The 16977-nt window shown below is 71.6% G+C and carries 19 protein-coding genes and 1 pseudogene; 6 read left to right on the forward strand and 14 right to left on the reverse strand.

From position 1 onward, the window contains the following. Positions 1 to 332 (forward strand): TonB family protein (locus tag D6689_17005; GenBank protein RMH39270.1); only part of this gene is annotated, 332 nt, incomplete at its 5' end. On the opposite strand, the gene D6689_17010 is transcribed toward D6689_17005, so the two are convergent. After that, positions 311 to 1108 carry a hypothetical protein gene (locus D6689_17010; protein RMH39271.1) on the reverse strand — a complete coding sequence of 266 codons (798 nt, stop codon included), beginning with the start codon at positions 1106 to 1108 and terminating at the stop codon, positions 311 to 313. The genes D6689_17005 and D6689_17010 overlap by 22 nt on opposite strands. A gap of 127 nt (positions 1109 to 1235) precedes the next feature. Here D6689_17010 and D6689_17015 point away from each other — a divergent pair, with 127 nt between their 5' ends. From D6689_17015 to D6689_17025, 3 genes and pseudogenes are all read left to right on the forward strand, one after another. Next, positions 1236 to 2660: a hypothetical protein gene (locus tag D6689_17015; protein RMH39272.1), complete on the forward strand. Its 1425-nt coding sequence runs from the start codon at positions 1236 to 1238 to the stop codon at positions 2658 to 2660. A gap of 21 nt (positions 2661 to 2681) precedes the next feature. Next, a complete protein-coding gene (locus D6689_17020; GenBank protein RMH39288.1) occupies positions 2682 to 2891 on the forward strand; it encodes an acetyl-CoA carboxylase biotin carboxyl carrier protein subunit in 210 nt (69 codons plus the stop codon). A 313-nt stretch (positions 2892 to 3204) separates the two neighbouring features. Next, positions 3205 to 3381, forward strand: a pseudogene (locus D6689_17025) (resuscitation-promoting factor RpfA). Between the two features lie 51 nt (positions 3382 to 3432). Here the strand turns inward: D6689_17025 and D6689_17030 are convergent. Genes D6689_17030 through D6689_17085 form a run of 12 tightly spaced genes read right to left on the reverse strand, consistent with a single transcriptional unit; the run spans position 3433 to position 14191 of the window. Continuing rightward, a complete protein-coding gene (locus D6689_17030) occupies positions 3433 to 4446 on the reverse strand; it encodes an MCE family protein (protein ID RMH39273.1) in 1014 nt (337 codons plus the stop codon). Beyond that, positions 4443 to 5510, reverse strand: a complete 1068-nt coding sequence (locus tag D6689_17035) for an MCE family protein (GenBank protein ID RMH39274.1) — start codon at positions 5508 to 5510, stop codon at positions 4443 to 4445. The genes D6689_17030 and D6689_17035 overlap by 4 nt, the downstream gene beginning before the upstream one ends. After that, entirely contained in the window at positions 5510 to 6274 is a 765-nt protein-coding gene (locus D6689_17040) for an ATP-binding cassette domain-containing protein (protein ID RMH39275.1), read from the reverse strand. Before D6689_17040 ends, D6689_17035 begins: the two co-directional genes overlap by 1 nt. A gap of 1 nt (position 6275) precedes the next feature. Continuing rightward, positions 6276 to 7073, reverse strand: coding sequence for an ABC transporter permease (locus D6689_17045; protein ID RMH39276.1), 798 nt, complete (start codon positions 7071 to 7073; stop codon positions 6276 to 6278). Then, entirely contained in the window at positions 7070 to 7849 is a 780-nt protein-coding gene (locus tag D6689_17050; protein ID RMH39277.1) for an ABC transporter permease, read from the reverse strand. The genes D6689_17045 and D6689_17050 overlap by 4 nt, the downstream gene beginning before the upstream one ends. Next, positions 7846 to 8583, reverse strand: coding sequence for an ATP-binding cassette domain-containing protein (locus D6689_17055; protein ID RMH39278.1), 738 nt, complete (start codon positions 8581 to 8583; stop codon positions 7846 to 7848). The genes D6689_17050 and D6689_17055 overlap by 4 nt, the downstream gene beginning before the upstream one ends. A 13-nt stretch (positions 8584 to 8596) precedes the next feature. Next, a complete protein-coding gene (locus D6689_17060) occupies positions 8597 to 9670 on the reverse strand; it encodes a hypothetical protein (protein RMH39279.1) in 1074 nt (357 codons plus the stop codon). Continuing rightward, positions 9634 to 10668: an aminotransferase class I/II-fold pyridoxal phosphate-dependent enzyme gene (locus D6689_17065; GenBank protein RMH39280.1), complete on the reverse strand. Its 1035-nt coding sequence runs from the start codon at positions 10666 to 10668 to the stop codon at positions 9634 to 9636. Before D6689_17065 ends, D6689_17060 begins: the two co-directional genes overlap by 37 nt. Then, complete coding sequence (locus tag D6689_17070; GenBank protein ID RMH39281.1) at positions 10665 to 12107, reverse strand: hypothetical protein; 1443 nt, start codon at positions 12105 to 12107, stop codon at positions 10665 to 10667. The genes D6689_17065 and D6689_17070 overlap by 4 nt, the downstream gene beginning before the upstream one ends. Next, positions 12025 to 12483 (reverse strand): hypothetical protein, encoded by a 459-nt coding sequence (locus D6689_17075; protein RMH39282.1) that lies wholly within the window; start codon positions 12481 to 12483, stop codon positions 12025 to 12027. The genes D6689_17070 and D6689_17075 overlap by 83 nt, the downstream gene beginning before the upstream one ends. Then, positions 12480 to 13508: a UPF0104 family protein gene (locus D6689_17080; protein ID RMH39283.1), complete on the reverse strand. Its 1029-nt coding sequence runs from the start codon at positions 13506 to 13508 to the stop codon at positions 12480 to 12482. Before D6689_17080 ends, D6689_17075 begins: the two co-directional genes overlap by 4 nt. Then, entirely contained in the window at positions 13505 to 14191 is a 687-nt protein-coding gene (locus D6689_17085; GenBank protein ID RMH39284.1) for a hypothetical protein, read from the reverse strand. Before D6689_17085 ends, D6689_17080 begins: the two co-directional genes overlap by 4 nt. Before the next feature lie 285 nt (positions 14192 to 14476). Here D6689_17085 and D6689_17090 point away from each other — a divergent pair, with 285 nt between their 5' ends. Together D6689_17090 and D6689_17095 are read left to right on the forward strand one after the other, a co-directional pair. After that, a complete protein-coding gene (locus tag D6689_17090) occupies positions 14477 to 15238 on the forward strand; it encodes a hypothetical protein (protein ID RMH39285.1) in 762 nt (253 codons plus the stop codon). A 280-nt stretch (positions 15239 to 15518) separates the two neighbouring features. After that, positions 15519 to 15788, forward strand: coding sequence for a hypothetical protein (locus D6689_17095; GenBank protein ID RMH39286.1), 270 nt, complete (start codon positions 15519 to 15521; stop codon positions 15786 to 15788). A gap of 303 nt (positions 15789 to 16091) precedes the next feature. Here the strand turns inward: D6689_17095 and D6689_17100 are convergent. After that, positions 16092 to 16977: hypothetical protein (locus tag D6689_17100; GenBank protein RMH39287.1), on the reverse strand; the 886-nt coding region annotated here is incomplete at its 5' end.

A 16977-nucleotide genomic window follows, 5' to 3' on the forward strand; every position in this document is an offset into this window, starting at 1 on the left:
GCTGCAAGAAGAGCCGAGGGAGTCGGTCCGGCGGCAGTTCGGGCGGCAGCAGCCGCGTCGATCCGAACCTGCCCGAGCGGCCGTCCCGCACCGACATCACGAAGGGAATCGGCAGCGTTCGCGGGCGCGTGATCTCCTGCGGCGATCGGCACGACTTCAAGGGCACGGCGACGGTCAAGATCAAGGTCGGCGCCTCCGGCAAGGTCGAGTCCGCGTCGGTCAACAAGGGCAGCGGTGCGTTCAAATCGTGCGTGACGTCGGCGGTCAAGAACGCACGGTTCAGCAAGTCTCAAAAAGGCATTACCGTCAACTATCCGTTCGTGTTCCGGTAGCCTCGCCGGCGATACGCGCGGGCTGCGGCGGCGATGGCGATCCCGGCCGCGGCGATGGCGACGGCGATGGTCCACCACCGCCGTCGCGGCCGCACGCCCGTCGCCTGCACTGCCGGTGCGCCACATGCCGTGTCGGGGCGCGGCGCACCGTCGCCGACGGCGAACGCGAGGTGGAACCCGAGCGTGTCCAGCGGCCGCGGGTCGCGCGTCTCAAGCCAGCGGAACTGGAGCTGCGAGATGCGCTCGCCCGCGCCGAAGGCCGAGTACGTGACGTCGATCCCCGGCGACGGCTCCACGCGCAGCTCGCTCTCGCCGGGCGACGGCGGCCGCCAGTGGTCCCACAGGACGAGTTCGTGCGTGCGGCCCGGCGGCAGGCACAGCCAGGCGACGAGATCGACCGAGAAGGCCCCGGCGGCCGCCGACGGCGTGCCGATGCCGACGTTCACGTCCGCAAACTCGACCGCGGTGCGCTGCCCGTCGACCCGCGCGTCGAGGTGTCGGGCGACCGTCGCGGCGAGTTCGCGGCCGAACGCGGCCTGTTCGTCGGCGTCGATCGTACCATTGCGGTCGAGATCGATGCGGCGGCGGGTCTGTTGGCCGGGCGCGTCGCCGAGGTAGACCGTGTACAGCAGTCGCACGCGGTCGCCCAGCAGCGTCAGCTTGACGTAGCGGTTGTTGGCTTGCGGGGAGGGGCCGATGTGCGCGAGCGCACGCGGCTGCCCCGCGGCGAACACCGTGACGAGGGCGGCGGCGGCGCGGCGGACGGTGGCGGGCACGCGTGCGAGCGTACACCGGCCGGGGGCGCTCGCGGCGGTCCACCGGCGACCCCGTCCTTGACCGGCGTCGAATCCGGCGCGTATCCTGCGACCGCTTACGCTGTCTTTGCCCGCTCGGGAGGTTGCTATGGGGTGCCTGCGCCGTTGGCTCGTCGGAGCCGCTGCCATCAGTCTGATCGCCTGTGGAGGCGACGGAAAACCGGAGCCGCTGTTTCCTGAAAAGGAGCCGTGCAGTACGACGCCGATCGTGCCGCTCGAGGGCACCCACCCGATGGTGATCTCGTTTCTGGAGATCGGCTCGTCGGACGACGGCTTCGACCTCGACGGCGACGGTGAGCCGGACAACAAGCTGAGCGCGGTCGGTTCCCTCGCGCGCGGCGCGATCCAGGATTCGTTCGACAGCTTCAGCATCATCATCCCGATGGAGTTTTTTGACTTCCCGGCCGCGACGGCGGACGAGTGTGTGAAGTTCGCGATGTATCTGGGCCAGTATTCGTTCGACAACGACGGCGACGGAGACATGACCGCGGACGACAAGGGCGACTGCGACGACACGAACCCGGACGCGCACAAAGGCGCCGCCGAGGTGCCCGGCAACTACATCGACGACGACTGCGACGGGTTGGCCGACGAGGTCGACGAGGTCGTCACGACCGATGCCGGCGAGATGACCGTGACCCGACCGTCGGACAATACCGACGACATGGACGGCGACGGCGTCACGATCGCCGACGGCGATTGCAACGACATGAACGCGGACGTGACCGGTCGCGAAGAGATCTGCGGAGACGGGCTCGACAACGACTGCGACGGCAACGCCGACTACGCGGTGGGCGATGACGGCAAGCCGGTATGCACGCCGTACGACGACGCCGATCCGCCGGATGCGATTTACCTCGACCCGCTGTCGTTCGAGGAGGGCACGATGACGCCGGTGATCCGCTTCGAGGCCGCCGAGGTCACGGCGTCCAATCAGCTGTTCGCCGGACCGTCGCTGTTCTCGGTCGGGATTCCGGTGACCGACGATCTGAACCTCGATCTGCGCATCACCGGCGCGACGATCGAGGCGGACATCGTCATGCTCCGCGCCGGCATCGGATTGACCAACGGCCGGCTCGGCGGCGTGATCGACGCGAATACGGCCGACAAAGTGACCGGTCTCGAAGTGGAACAGATCGGACTGAAGCCGGACGACACGTTGCTGGACGCCACGTTTGCGAACCTGCTCGGCACGCTGCTCGGCCTGCCCAAGGTCGAAGTCGAGGTCGACGGCGTCGTGATGAGCTGCCAAACGCCGGACGTGGACGTCGACCGGGACGGCCTGGAGGCCTTCTGCGACTCCGACCCGCTCGACGAGGTGAGCAAGGTCGACATCTGCGTCGACGGCGACGGCACGGTGGTGCGCGACGAAATCGGCCCGTCGGGCGAGGTCATCAAGAACTGCACCGAGGCGGTCGACGGCGACGGCAACCTTCGGTTCGTCGACGGCATCTCGGTGGAGCTGAACTTCGAGACCGTGCCCGCCACGTTGCCCGGCATCCTCGCCGAGTAGGCGGACGGCTGGACCGTGGCGATCGAGGTGCGCGCCCACATCGCGGGCACGGTATGGCGCATCGAGAAGCGCTCGGGCGACGCGGTGCGCGCCGGCGACGCGGTGATCATCCTCGAGTCGATGAAGATGGAGGTTCCGGTCGAGGCGCCGGCAAACGGCAAGATCGCGGCGATTTCGGTCACCGAAGGGCAAACGGTCGACGCGGGATCGGTCGTCGCGACCATCGTATGACGCAGTTGACCCCGCGGTCGGATGCCGGCTCGTGCGCGGGGGCGCCCGCGCTCGACTGCGGCCGGGCTCCGTCGCGTCGCGCCCACCCCGGCGGCCAGCGTAAGGCTGCGTGCCGCGTGTCGGCGATCCGGGGTAAGATCGGCGCGTGAGACTCGCGTTGGCTTCGTTGGTGATGTGGGCCGTCGCGTGCAGCGGCGACTCGCTCAAGGCCGAGGGGGAGGAGTGCGTGGCCTCGTCGGAGTGCGCCGCGGGGTTGACGTGTGACTTCGGGGCGAGCCCGCCGGTGTGCCGGCCGAATCAGACGCTGCCGGACGCGGCGGCGCCCGCGCCGGACGCGCCGCCGGGCACCCCGGACGCCGCGCCCGCGCCGGACGCGCCGCCGGGCGCCCCGGACGCCGCGCCCGCGCCGGACGCGCCAGGCGCCCCGGACGCCGCCGCGCCGGATGCGCCGGGCGCCCCGGACGCCGCGGCGCCGGACGCTCCGGCCGCAGCGGACGCCGCCGCCCCCGACGCGTGACGGAGGTCGTTGCGCCGGCCGCGGCTATGGGCGCCGTTGCATGTCGGGGTGGCCGACGACCTCCCACGTCTGCCGCTTGATGATGCGCTGAAGCTGCTTGGCGACGTCGCGCAGCTCGTGGTCGGCCAGCAGACCGCCGAGCGTGCCCTGGCCCGATGCGACGAACGCGGCGAGCTGCTCCGCGCGCGCGAGCGTCGCCTCGGCGCGCGTCGCCACGGCGCGCGCATCGCGGTAGGCGCGGTCGAACGCGGCCCAGCGCGCCGGGGCGACGCGGGTGCGCGCGCGGGCCGCGCCGTCGGCCAGTGCGTCCATCTGCTCGCGAAGCGCGGCGATCCGTGCGCGCGCCGCGGCCATCGCGACACGGGCTCGACCGGCGACGGCCTCGAGGTCGCCGGCGGACGCGCCGGCGTCCGACCAAAATTGTCGTGACGCGCCCAGTTCGGCGAACAGCCCGCCGCCGGCCGACACCGCGCGCAGCGCGTCGGCCGGTTCGGGCCGCACGGTCGACCAGGTGCGCTCCGCATCCGCGAGTGCGGCGGTCAGTTGCGCCCACTCGGGCGCGACGTCGCGGGCCAGCGCGCGCGCCGCGGCCAGGTTGCCGGCGCTGACCGCGGCGAGTCGGTCGAACTGCGGCGGATCGACTGCGTGCACGACGTCGCCATCGCGCACCGGGCGCCCGGGGGCGGCCCCGCGCGCCGGCGGCCCAACTTCGAGGTAGCGCTCCCCGAACACGCCCTTCGAGCCGACGAACCACTCTCCGTTGATCGGGCAACGACCCGCATACCGGCGCTCGATACGGACGTGTGCGACGACCGCCTGACCGCGCATCGCGATGCGCTCGACGTCGCCGATCTGTGCGCCGGCGACCTGCACCGCGGCGCCGGCGCGCAGGCCGCCGACGTGCGACAGCACCACCGAGACGCGCACGGTGCGCCGCAGCCGCAGGTCGTCCGACAACAGGACCCACGCGATCGCCACCGCGATCGCCACCAGCACCGCCGCGCCGACCCGCACCGCCCGCCGTTCGTCGCCGGTCATTCCTTCCAGAAGAACTTCCAGGGATTCCGCCGCAGGTCGCGGATCATCTCGCGCAGGTCGGCGTAGACTTCTTCGCGCACGAGCAGAGCGCCGGCCGTCCCCTTGCCTGCGCGCAGCGCGTCGACGACCGCGGCGGCTCCGTCTACCAGGCGGCCCGCCTTGCCCGTGAGGGAGACGGCGCCATCGGCGACGGCGAGCGCCCGCTCGACGCGCGCCTCCGTCACCAGCGAGGTCAGGCGAGTGGCATCGGCGACGAACGCGCCGGCTTTGGGGCCGAGGTCGTCGATCGTCTGGCGCGCGGACACCATTAGCGCGTCGGCGTCGCGCACCGTCCGGCCGATGATCCGGGGATCGCCGATGCCGGTGCGCACGTCGCGCAAAGTGGCGGTGGTTTCGGTCGCCAGGGCCTCGGCGGCGACGATCAGCTTGCCGAGCGCCTCGCGGTTGTCGACCAGCAGTTGATTGAGTTCGCCAACCGCGCTGGCGCTGTTCGCCAGCAGGTCGCGGATGAGGTCTTTGTCGTCGCGCAGCAGCGACGACACCGAGTCGAGCACCTCGTACAGGCGCGCGACGATCAGGTCGGTCCGCGGCGGGTCGACCCCGCGCACGATCGTCCCCGGCTCGAGTCGGGGACGTTCGGGACTGCCGGGCACGATCTCCAGGTACTGCTCGCCGAGCACGCCGGACGTGTTGATGAAGAACTCGGCGTCGTCGTGGATCGCATCGCGGACGCGGTCTTCCAGCCACACGTGAAGCCTCACCTGCACGCGCCTGCCGGTCCGCTCGTCGAGCTTGCCGCCCAAGAACTCGACGTCGTCGACCTTGCCGACTTCGATGCCGGAGACCTTGACGGGCGCTCCGGGCTGGATGTTGCCGCTGAAGTCGTAGTCGACGAACAGCGTGTAGCCGGACGCGAAGGAGAAGTTGCCTAGCGCCAACACCAGCGCGGCAAGCACGGCGAGGGCGCCGACGATCAGCAGGCCGACTCGGAATTCGAGCTTCCCTTCGCGCATGCCGTGGGCGCATCGTAGCAGACTGCGGCCCGAACGGCCGCCGGCCGGCATCAGAAGCCCGGCGTGTCCATTGGCCCGTCGGATCGACCGGCCAAAAACTGCGCGACGATCGGATCGGCCGGCTCGGTGAACGCGGCCCGCGGCCCGCACGCGTGGATGCGCCCCTGGTACAGAAACGCGATCCGGTCCGCGATCGACCGGATCGACACGAGATCGTGCGACACGACCACGCACGTCACGCCGAGCCGGTCCGACAGTTCGCGAACGAGCGCGTCGATGCGGCGAGCACTCACGGGGTCGAGACCCGTGGTCGGCTCGTCGAATAGCACCGCCTCCGGATCGAGCGTCAGGGTGCGGGCGATCGCCGCGCGCTTGCGCATGCCGTCACTGAGTTCGGTGGGGTAGCGGTCGGCGAACTCGGCCATGTGGACCTGATCGAGCCGCTCGAGCGCCCGCTCCATCGCAACGGCATGGCGCATCCGATGGTGCTTGCGAAGCGGCAGGGCGACGTTTTCTTGCAGCGTCATCGAGTCGAACAACGTCGCATTCTGAAACACCATGCCGACCCGCTTGCGAATCGGATAGAACGCGCGCTCGCTCAGATTGTCGATCCGCTGGCCGGCGTACCAGATCTCGCCGGCGTCGACGCGAAGCAAACCGACGATGTGTTTGATCGCAACCGATTTGCCGACACCGGAGGTGCCGATAAGGAAGAACACCTCGCCACGGTTGATGGCGAGGTCGACGCCGCGCAGCACCGGCTTGTCGCCGAACGACTTGCACACGCCGCGGAATTCGATGAGCGGGCGCGACACGTCATCTCCGCAGGGTGAGGCCGACACCCGACAGCAAAAAGTCGAGGATGATGACGGCAAGCGAACTGCCGATGACCGCCGCCGTCGTCGCCCAGCCGACGCCCTCCGAGGAGCCGCGCGCGCGCAGGCCGCAGTATCCCGATACGACCGGGATCGCGAGGCCGTAGGTCAGGCATTTGGATGTTCCGATCGCGACGTCGATCGCCTCGATCTGGCCGGCGTCGAAAAACGTGCGGTAGTTGACGCCGAACGACAGGTGCGCGGTGACTCCTCCGGCCGCGTACAGGATCGCGCCGCCGATGACCGACAGTACGAACGTCATGATGACGGATGCCAGCGCTCGCGGCACGATGAGGTAATCGATCGGGGAGACGCCGCACATCCGCAGCGCATCGATCTGTTCGGTGACCTTCATCGAGCCGACCTCCGCCGCGATGCCGGCCCCGACGCGCGTGGCGACCATCATCGCCGTGAGGGTGGGCCCGAAGTCGTGGGTCGCGATCTTCGCGAACTCGCTGCCGACGCGGGACAGGTCGCCGGTGATGCGGCTGAGCTGCAGGCAGCTCTGGTAGATCATGACCATGCCGATGAAGCCGAGCGTCACCGCGATGAACAGGAGCGAGCGGTTGCCGATCTCGTACATCTGGTGGACCACCTCGCCAGGCGGGCGCCGCCCGCCGGCGCGGGGGCGCAGTGCGCCGCGCAGCGTCGCCGCGAGCGTCGCGTACAGATCGGCCGCGGCGCGCGCCCCGTCGATTGCCGCGCCGCCGAGACGTTCGATGTGGCCGCGAACGGTCATCCGGTAAGGTAGGTCAGAAAGAAGTCGAGCAGCATGATGCAAACGGCCGCGGCGACGACGGCGGCGTTGACCGCGCGGCCGACGCCGACGGCGCCGCCGCGCACCGTGACGCCGAAGTGGCAACTCGACAGCGCGATCGCGCCGCCGAACGCGAGCGCCTTCACCAGGCCGTGAACCAGGTCGGCGACCTTCAGGTTGTCCACGAGGCTGTAGTAGAACGTCGATACTTCGATTCCGAGCAGCAGTTTTGCGAACGCCATGCCGCCGACGATCGCAACCAAATCGCCGATCGCCGTGAGCAGAAACAGGCACACGATCATGGCGACGACGCGCGGCACGAGTAGGTAGCGCACCGGGTCGATGGCGAGCGCGCGCAGCCCGTCGAGCTGCTCGGTCACGGTCATCGTCCCGAGTTCGGCCGTGTTGTTGGCGCCGACTCGTCCCGAGAACATCAGCGCGATCAAGATCGGGCCGATTTCGCGAAATACGGCGTAGCCGGTGCCCCAGCCGACAATTCCGGTCGCGTTGAACCGGCGCACGAACAGCCCCGACTGGATGACCATGATACCGCCGGTGAAAAACGCGGTGAGCACGACGATCGGTACCGAGCGGTTGCCCATTTTGTACAGGTTGCGAACGAGTTCGCGGCCGTCCATCGACGGGGGCAGCAGCGCGCGGAAAACGTGAGCGAGCAGCAGCGCGATGCCGCCGACTTCGCGGGCGGTCGCGATCGCGCCGGCGCCGATACCGGCGAGGGCGCGCGCTGCGGATGTCACAGCGGGCCCTCGAGTTCGCCGCGCACGAACTGGCGGACGACCGGATCGGCGGCGTCGGCGATCGCAGTCGACGGCCCGCAGTAGCGAACCGCGCCGTCGTAGATCATGGCGACCTGGTCGGTGAAGCGACACAGCGCGGCCACGTCCGACGACACGGCGACGACCGTTGCGCCGGTTTCCGCATGGTCGGCGCGCAGCAGGTCGTAGATCTTGGAGGTCGTGACCGGGTCGAGCCCGGCGGTCGGCTCATCGTACAGTACGAGGTCGCAGCGTGCGACGGTCGCGCGCGCGATGCCGGCGCGCTTTTTCATGCCACCGGACAGCTCGGCCGGGAACTTTCCCTCGGAGCCGGCGAGCCCGACGGCGCGCAGGCGCTCGCGAACGCGCGTCGCAATCGCGTCGGGCGGCAGATCGCCCCGTCGCACGAGCGGAAACGCAACATTTTGCTCGACGGTCATGAAGTCGAACAGGGCGTAGTTCTGAAACAACATGCCGATCCGTTGGCGCACGCGCATCAGCTCGGGCTCGGAAAGCGCGGTCACCTCATCGCCGCCGACGACGATCCGGCCGGCGTCGGGCCGCAGCAGGCCGCAGATCAGCTTGAGCAGCACCGTCTTGCCGCACGCGGCCGGTCCGATGATGCCGAACCGCGCGCCGCGCGGGATGGCGAGGTCGACGCCGTCCAGAAGCGGCGTTCGCCCGAACGCGATGCGCACGCCCTCGATCCGGATCATCGGCGTGCCGCGACTATAACCGACAGGCGAGGCGTGCGCGCAGGGCGGGCGCACGCTCCAGTTCGTACTTGGAGTCGGGCCAACGGGCGCGCAGGCGCGCGAGCGCGCGGCACGCGCGATCCGCGTCGCCGGCCGCGGCGTAGGTGGCCGCGCGCTCGAACGCGGCGTCGTCGCGCAGGACTGACGCCGGGTAGTCGCGGTCGAGCGCGGCGAGGGCCGCCAGCGCGCCGCGCGTGTCGCCGAGGTCGTCGCGTAGGGTCACCGCGATCTGCAGCCACGCGTCGTCGAACCATTCCGAGTTGTAGGAGCCGTTGAACCAGGCCACCTCGCGGGTCGCGAGCAGCTTTCGCCACCGCGCCACGGCACCGCGCGGGTCGCCGAGCGCGCGAGCCAGCTTGCCGCCGTGCCACAGGGCGTCGTCGAACAGCGGCCCGTTCGGCCAGCGCTCGGCGATCGCGTCGTACAGGGCGAGGGCCGTGCGCGGCTCGCCCAGTTCGTTGCGCGCAAGGTCGGCCAGCGCAAACAACAGGTTGTCCGCGATCGCGGTGTCGGCAAGGCGCTCGGCAAGCGCGGCGAACGCGCGGTACAGCGCGCGCGGATCGCGGCGGCGCCCGTCGCGAAGCAGGGCGCGCACCGCGTCGTCGGCGCCGGTGGTGTCGGGCGCCTCCGCGATCGCCCGCCACCAGAGGGCGTAGGCGCGCGCGTCGTCGCCGAGGCGCAGGCGCAGCGCGCCGGCCCGGTACAGCGCGGTGCCGGTAGGCACCGGCGCACCGCCGACGGCGGCGGGAATCGCCTCATAGGCGTCGGCCGCGTCCGCGCCGCGTCCCATGCGGTCGAGCAGCTCCGCCCGGCCGAGCAGCGCCTGGACGCACGGGTCGCGCGCCGCGTCGCGGTCGGCGCGCGGAGGACACGCCGCGATCGCGTCGTCGTACGCCGCCAGCGCGCGATCCCACGCCCCGATCTCGACGAGCCGCTCGGCGCGCGCCAGCGGTGCGGGCGTGCGCGGCGGGGCGCATGCGACGACCGCGGCGACCGCGACGGCGGCTCGGATCATGCCGCCGCGAGCAGCTCGGCCGCGCGCGCGCACGCGGCCCGGTCGACGTCGTAGTGGGTCACCAGGCGCAGGCGCTGCGGCCCGACCGGCACGACCAGCACGCCGCGATGTGCGGCGCGCCGTGCGACGTCAGCCGCCGTGCCGCGCGACACGTCGACGTCCACCAGCACAATGTTGGTGTGGATCCGGTCGACGTCGACGGAAAAGCCGTCGGCGTTGGCAAGCGCTTCGCCGAGCAGGCGCGCGTTGGCGTGATCGTCGGCGAGGCGCGCGCGATTGTGGTCGAGCGCGAACAGCCCGGCCGCCGCGAGAATCCCGACCTGGCGCATCGCACCGCCGAGCATTTTGCGAAGTCGGTGCGCGCGTCGGATGTCGTCGGCCCGCCCGCAGATCAGCGAGCCGGCGGGCGCGCCGAGGCCCTTGCTCAAACAGACCTGCACCGTGTCGAATCCGGCCGCGAGGTCGCGCTCCGGCACACCTTGGGCGACCGCGGCGTTCCACAGGCGCGCGCCGTCGAGGTGCGCGCGCAGACCGAGGCGTCGCGCCGCCGCGAGTACGCCGGCGAGCGCGTCGCGGTCCCAGCACAGCCCGCCGCCCATGTTGTGCGTATTCTCGACCACGACCAGTGACGTCGGCGGGGCGTGGTGGTCGTCCGGTTTGTATGCGGCCTCGACCTGCGCGGCGGAAAACCGGCCATCGCCGTCGAGCACGGTGAACTGGACGCCCGCGAATGCGCCTCCTGCGCCGGCTTCGAAGGTGTACGTGTGGGCGCTGCGGCCGACCAGGACGTCGTCGCCCGGGCGCGCGTTGACGTGAAGCGCGATCTGGTTCGCCATCGTTCCGCTCGGAACGAACAGGGCGGCTTCGGTGCCGAGCAAGTCGGCGACGCGGTCCTGTAGGCGACGCACCGTCGGGTCGTCGCCCAGCACGTCGTCGCCCACCTCCGCCTCGGCCATCGCCCGGCGCATGGCGGGGCTGGGGCGCGTGACCGTGTCCGAGCGCAGGTCGATGACGGGCGTGGCCGGAGTCATGGTCGCCGAATGTACACCAGGCCCTTGCCCGAGCCGGCGTAGACGTCGCCGGTCGCCGGATCGACGACGATCGACTTGAGATCGGTCCGGTCCTCCAGGCCGCTCTGCGCGCCCATCGCGATCCACTGGCCGCGGTCGGCGTTGAACCGCGCGGCGCCGGACTTGGTCGCGAGCCACGCGTGCCGTCCGTCGACCGCGACCGCCCGCACGTTGTCCGACGGCAGCCCATCCGCCATGGTGTAGCGCGCGGTCACTTCGCCGGTCGCCGCGTCGGCCACCGCGGCGCCGAGGGCGTCGCTCGCCAGCCACATCGGGCCGTCGTCGGCGATCGCGATGTCGCGAATCTTGCTGTCGCCGCCGGCCGACACGCCGAACGGATCGAGGTCGACGCCCGCCCGGTCGAGCGCCCACAGGTGGATGCCGCCGAGCCACGTCGTGCCCGGGGCGGCGCCGATCGCTTCGACCACGGTCGGCGGCGGCGCGATCGCCCCCGCGAACGTCGCGCCGTCCGGCGCGGTGGTCACGCCCAGGTTCGTGGCGATCCGTACGCCGGGAAACGCCGGCGCGATGTCGTTGACCGTGGTCGAAGCGCCGAGGGCGTCGGCCGCGTCGTAGCGCACGAACGACAGCGTCTGTGCCGCCGGATCGCCGCGCCACAAGCCGGCCGCGTTGCCGCGCGCGGCGAGCCACACGACCGCAGCGTCCGGGTCGTACCATACGCTGCCGATGTCGCGGTCGAAGGTGTCGGGGCCGGTGAACGTCCACGCGCTCGCGAGGTTGGTGAACGTGCCGGCGGCCGGGTCGAAGCGGAAGGCGCCTTCGCGCGACGCGATCCACAGCGCGCCGCCGCCGAACGACAAATCGTCGATGGCCTGACCGCCCGGCAGGCCGTCGACCTTCTGCCACCCGTGCACGTCGAACGCGAGCGCGTTCGCGTGCGCCTCGTTGCCCGCGCCGTCCGTGACGGTGAGCTGCGCGACGTAGGCGCGGCCCGGCACGCGGCCGACGAGGTCGACGTCGCGCGCTTGCAGGCTCGGCACCAGCGTGTTCGTGGTCGCGTCGAGCGGACCGATCTGCCAGCGGTACGCGATCGGCGGCGTCTGGACGCACGAGCCGGCGGCGCTCAGGCGCACGCTGTCGCCCAGGCGGATGTGAACCACCGGGTCGGACGCGCCAGGGACGGGCATCTGGCCGTCGACGGAGATGCGCGCGAGCAGCGCGGCCGGGCAGTCGGGCGCCGCGTCGGCCCGCGCCGCATCGGCCTGCGCGTCGGGTGGCGTGCCGGCGTCGCCGGCGGCGCCGCGCGGGTCGAACGAGCACGCGGCGACGGCGCAGAGCGCGACTGTGGCGGTCGCGTTACGGCGTGCGCGGGGCGCGCTTCTTGCCGGGCTGCGTCGGACGATCGTTGCGCTCCTTGCGAGGGGGATCCGCGGGCTCACCGAGTTCCTCGCGTAATTTTACCCCGAAACGGTCCAGGAGACCCTGTTCCATGTAGTCCGGCCGGTCCTCGAGCCGGACGATCAGCCGCGAGGCGCGGCGCCCCTCCGAATCGCGCACTCGCGCCACCTCCCACGAGCCCCGGTAGGTGTGCCCGTCTTCGGCCAGCTCGAACAGGATGTAGCCCGCCTCGGCGTCTCGCTCCACGATCTTCATGCCCTCGTCGATGCGCAAAAACCGCACCGCCGCGGGAAAGACCTGCTCGTACGGGTAGCTCACCGTTCGGGCCGTCTTGGCCGCGGCAATTCCAGTGGTCCCGATCACCGCGATCACCGCGACGGCGACCGCGCATGAAGCCGGCTGCAGCGCCCGGTTCATACGGCCTCCTTTGTTTTCTCGAACACCTCGTGAAACGACACGTACGGGCTCGCCAGGGCGAGCGCGCCGGCGCCGACGTACCAGATGACCTGCAGGCCGTGCAGCACGATCGCGAACGCCATGCCGGCCCCGTCGATTACGGACGAGGGCAGATACAGCGACAGGCCGATCTTCGTGAACGCGTGGAACTGCCCGACCAGCCCGGGGGCGTTCGGCAAGATGATGCCGACCGCGATCAGTCCCATCGTCGCGAACGCGCCCGCCACCGACAGGTCGAGCCCGAATCCGCGGGCGAGCACGAACACGCTCAGCCCGTTGGCCCCCCAGTACGCGGCGGTCCACGCGGCAAACGCGGCGAGGTTGCGCCGATCGTCGAGCACCAGGAACCCGCTGATGAGCCGCAACAGCCCCGCCTCGACGGCGTCGGCGATCCGGGGCGACAGCGCCCGCAACAGCGATGCGCGGGTGGCGAACCGCACGGTCCGCTCCGGGTTGCGCAGCGCGAATACCAGGAACGTCATCGCCGCCGCGAACACGCCGAGCGACGTGTACGCCACCGGCATCATCCAGCTCGGCGCGTCCGGACCGCGCCGGGCGTACAGCAGGGCGAACACCAGCAGCGACACCATCAGCCCGTCGGCGATGCGCTCGACCGCGATCGTGCCGAGCGCGCGGGCGCCCGACACCTTGCCGCGGTCGCGGATCAGCGCCGGGCGGACGAACTCGCCCAGACGAGCGGGCAGCGCGAGGACGGCCATGAACCCGACGGTGGAGACGGCGAGCAAGCGGCTTGCCGGCAGGCGCACGCCGATCGGCTCGAGCAGATACGTCCACCGCCACGCGCGCGCGAAGTGGACGCATGCCAGCAGCGCGATATAGCCGGCCAGATACGGGGCGAACGCGGCGATGTCGAGCGCGTGAAACGCCGCTCGGAGCTGTGCGGCCTGGTCTGCGTTGGGCCATACGAACCACAGGCACGCGGCCAGCATCGCCAGCGACAGGGCGAGATTGATGGCGAACTTCATGCGTCGGGCAGCTCCCCGGCGAGGATGCGGCGCGGGTGGTCGGCGAGCAAGCGGTCGACCGCCGCGTCACCGCATTTTTTGCGGATCCACGCGATGCCCTCGGCGGCCGAGCGCACGTCCGTCGGCGTGTGCGCGTCGGACGCGACCGCGTGCGCGATGCCGTCGGCCACCAGCCGGCGGGCGAGCTTGCCCGGCCGCCGGCCGTGGTAGCCCGCGACCGCGCCGAGGTCGACGACCAGTGCGCACGTCTGGCGCAGCCGGTCGAGCGCGGCGTCGTCGGCGCACAGCGCCGGGTAGCGCTCGGGATGGGCGAGTACCGGCAGCCGCCCGGCGACCCGGAATGCGAACAGCCGGTCGAGGAGTCCGGGAGGCACGTGGGTCACCGGCAGCTCGACGAGGAACGCCGGGCCGGCACCGTACGCCGGGACCGCGCCGCGCGCACTGCGCTCGTAGAACACGTCGTCCCACATGTTTTCGGCCGCGACCGTCAGCGCACAGGGCAGGGCGCCTTCGGCCCGCAGCGCCGCCTCGGCCGCGGCGATGTCGTCCGCCGTCGGCAAGAACTGGCCCGCCTTCTGGTGCGGGGTCGCGCACACGCGCTCGAAGCCGATCGCCGCGAGTCCCCGCAGCATGTCGAGGCCGGTGGCGGCGTCCGGGGCTCCGTCGTCGATGCCCGGCAGCACGTGACTGTGTAAGTCGATGAACCCCACGGGATGGATGGCGAGCGGCGAGCGCGGCGTGCGCGGCGCCGGGGGGCGCCCCTTGGGCGGCGCGGAGGCCGCCCGGTTTGTTACCCCAGCGACCGCCGTGCGGGCAACTGTCGGGCCGCCGTCCTACATGTAGGTTGGCCGGCGATGCATTCGCACCTGGCCTCGTGCGTTGATCACGTTCATAATGACGTGTTAATAGTGTGTTTTCACAGGGTCCGGCGCACGGCGCGCCGCTCGACGCCCCGGAGATAGCGACGTATGGCCGAGAAGCGCGAAAACTCCGTCCTGTTTTCTCTGCGCGAGTTGCAGCAGATCGAAGAGGAACGGATCACCGAGGAAGAGGAGGCTCGCCGGCGCGCGGAGGAGGAGCGGATTCGCGCTCAGATGGAGGCCGAGCGCCGCGCGCGCGAGGAGGAGGAGCGGCGGCGCCGCGAGGAGGAGGAGCGGCGGCGCCGCGAACAGGAGGAGCGCGAGCGCGCCGAGCGCGAGGAGCGTTTGCGGCTCGAGGAGGCCGAGCGCCGCGCGCGGATCGAGGCGCAGGCCGAGCTGGAGCGGCAGCGCCTGCAGCAGGAGATGGAGATCAAGAAGGCGGCCGCGATGCGCGCCAAGCCCAAGGCGCTGATCGCGATCGCCGCCGTGCTGGTCGTGTCGGTCGGCGGGCTCGGCCTGTACGCCTGGAAGAAGAGCGCCGAACACGAGGTCGAAAAGCAGCGCGCCGCGGAGCGACTGGCGCAGGTCGAGGCGGAAAAGCGGCGGCTGGCCGAGGAGAAGGCGAAGCTCGAAGCCGAGATCTCCCAGGTCCAGCAGGAACTCGACGACCTGTCGAAGGCGCTGGCGTCCGCGCAGACCGACGCCGAGCGCGAGGCGATCCGCCGGAAGCAAGCGGCGGCGAAACAGCGGCTCGACGCCCTGCGCAACAAGGGCAAGCGCGGCGGTCGCGGAACCGGCAAGCCGCGGCCGGAGAAGAAGGACACGATCGAGCGCAATTGCGACCCGAACGACCCACTGTGCGGGATCTGAGGGCGCGGCGAGCCGGCGTGCTCGGCCGCGTGTGGCCGCTGTCGGGCGGCGCGCACGGGGCCGCGCCGGCACGATTCGCATCTTGACCAGGTGGCTCCCTGTCCGCTGGCGCGCGGGGCTGCGCGGCGAGCCTGCGTGCGGCGGCGTCGCTGCGCGCGCGGTCGCGCGCGGAAAACGTGCCCCGCGTGATCGCGATCCCGTGCGCGAGTCGCGCCGACGGTGCTAATATCAAAACATGGCCGAACTGCGCCCACGAGACCACATAGCTGGACCCCGCCTGGTGCGGGAGGTCATCGTGCCCAGGGGGAGCGACGCGCTTGCGTTTCACCGGCGCGTCGCCATCCTCAGCATCCTCGTCGCGCTGCTTGCGGGCAGCCTCGACGCGATGATGTGGCGCGAAGCGCAGCGCCGCGCCGCGCGCGCACGCGTCGAGGCGGACATCGCGGCCCAGCGCGCGGCCATGGCTGCGCAGCGGCGCGCGGTCGATCCGCACGCGGCGACGGATGCGCCCGCGTACGCATCGTGGAGGGCGACGTGTCCGCACCGGTAGGGCCGGAACGCCGGGGCGCGCGCTTGCGCCGCGAGGTCGTCGTGCCGGACATCGTGTCCGCCCGCGCGCGGATCGCGGCCGTCGTCGCGGCCGTGGTCGTTCTCACGGCGGGCGTGGTCGACGCGCTGCTGGCGGCGGCGAGGTAGCCGCCGGCGCGGGGGCGCCGTCCGCGGCCCGCGTCGGCGGTCGCATGCGCCGCGGGGCCGGCGGTCGCGCCGTCCGCGGCCGGGGGGCGCTCGCGCCGCGGCCGGCGGTTGCGCCCTCCCGCGCCGGCGGTCGCGCGGGCCGCGGTGCGCAGCACGGTCAGCGACGCCGCTTTCGGCGGTCGTTCGCGCTGCCGATCACTTCGAGCTGGTTCGGTGACTGCAACCGCCGGCCGCCGTCCTCGACCCAGATGTACCCCCTACCCGTCGCGTCGTCGGCCAGCGCGAACTCGATCGACGTGCCACGCGGATCGACGCGCAGGACGCGGCACTCGTAGCGGCCGAAGTACACGCGCGCGCTCGGGCTGAAATTGCGGCCATGCACGACGACGCGTTGCCGGGGGCGCGCTCGCGCCGGCGCCACCCGCGTGATCTCGGGAGTGCCGAGCACCTGGAACGGCTTGGCGGAGCGCGCCTCGGTCGCGCCGTCGACGATCCACAGGTAGTCGGTCCCGGCCGGTGCGTCGCCGGGGATGCGCACGGTCAGCGACCGCGGAGTCCACCGAACGATGTCGAGCCACCGTGGGCCGAGGCGCACCCGCGTGGCGCGCGTGAAGTTCTCGCCCGAGAGGGTGACCTCGACGCCGGGCCTGCCCGACTCCGGCGAGAACCCCGAAATCGATGCAGGGACAACGACCTGGAACCGCTGACCGGCGCGCGCGCGACCGCCGCCGTTGATCACCCAGACATCCGCCGTTCCGCGCGCGTTCGCCGGGATCTCGGCCACGAGGCGCTTCGGCAACGCGCGTTCGACCACGGGGATCGACCGATTGCCGAACAGCACCTGCGTGTCGTTCGTGAACCGATCGCCTTCGATCGTGATGCGCGTCCCGGGCGGTCCCGACGAGGGCGTAATCCGCGCGATGGTTGGCGGCTGGAGCACCGTAAACGCAAACCGGCTCTCCATGCGGCGATCGTGGGTTTCCCACGCCAGCCGACCGCTGACGGCGCCCTCCGCGATGCGGACGACGACCTTGCGCGGCGAC

The organism is Deltaproteobacteria bacterium (assembly GCA_003696105.1).
In the GTDB taxonomy this organism is placed as follows: domain Bacteria; phylum Myxococcota_A; class Polyangia; order Haliangiales; family J016; genus J016.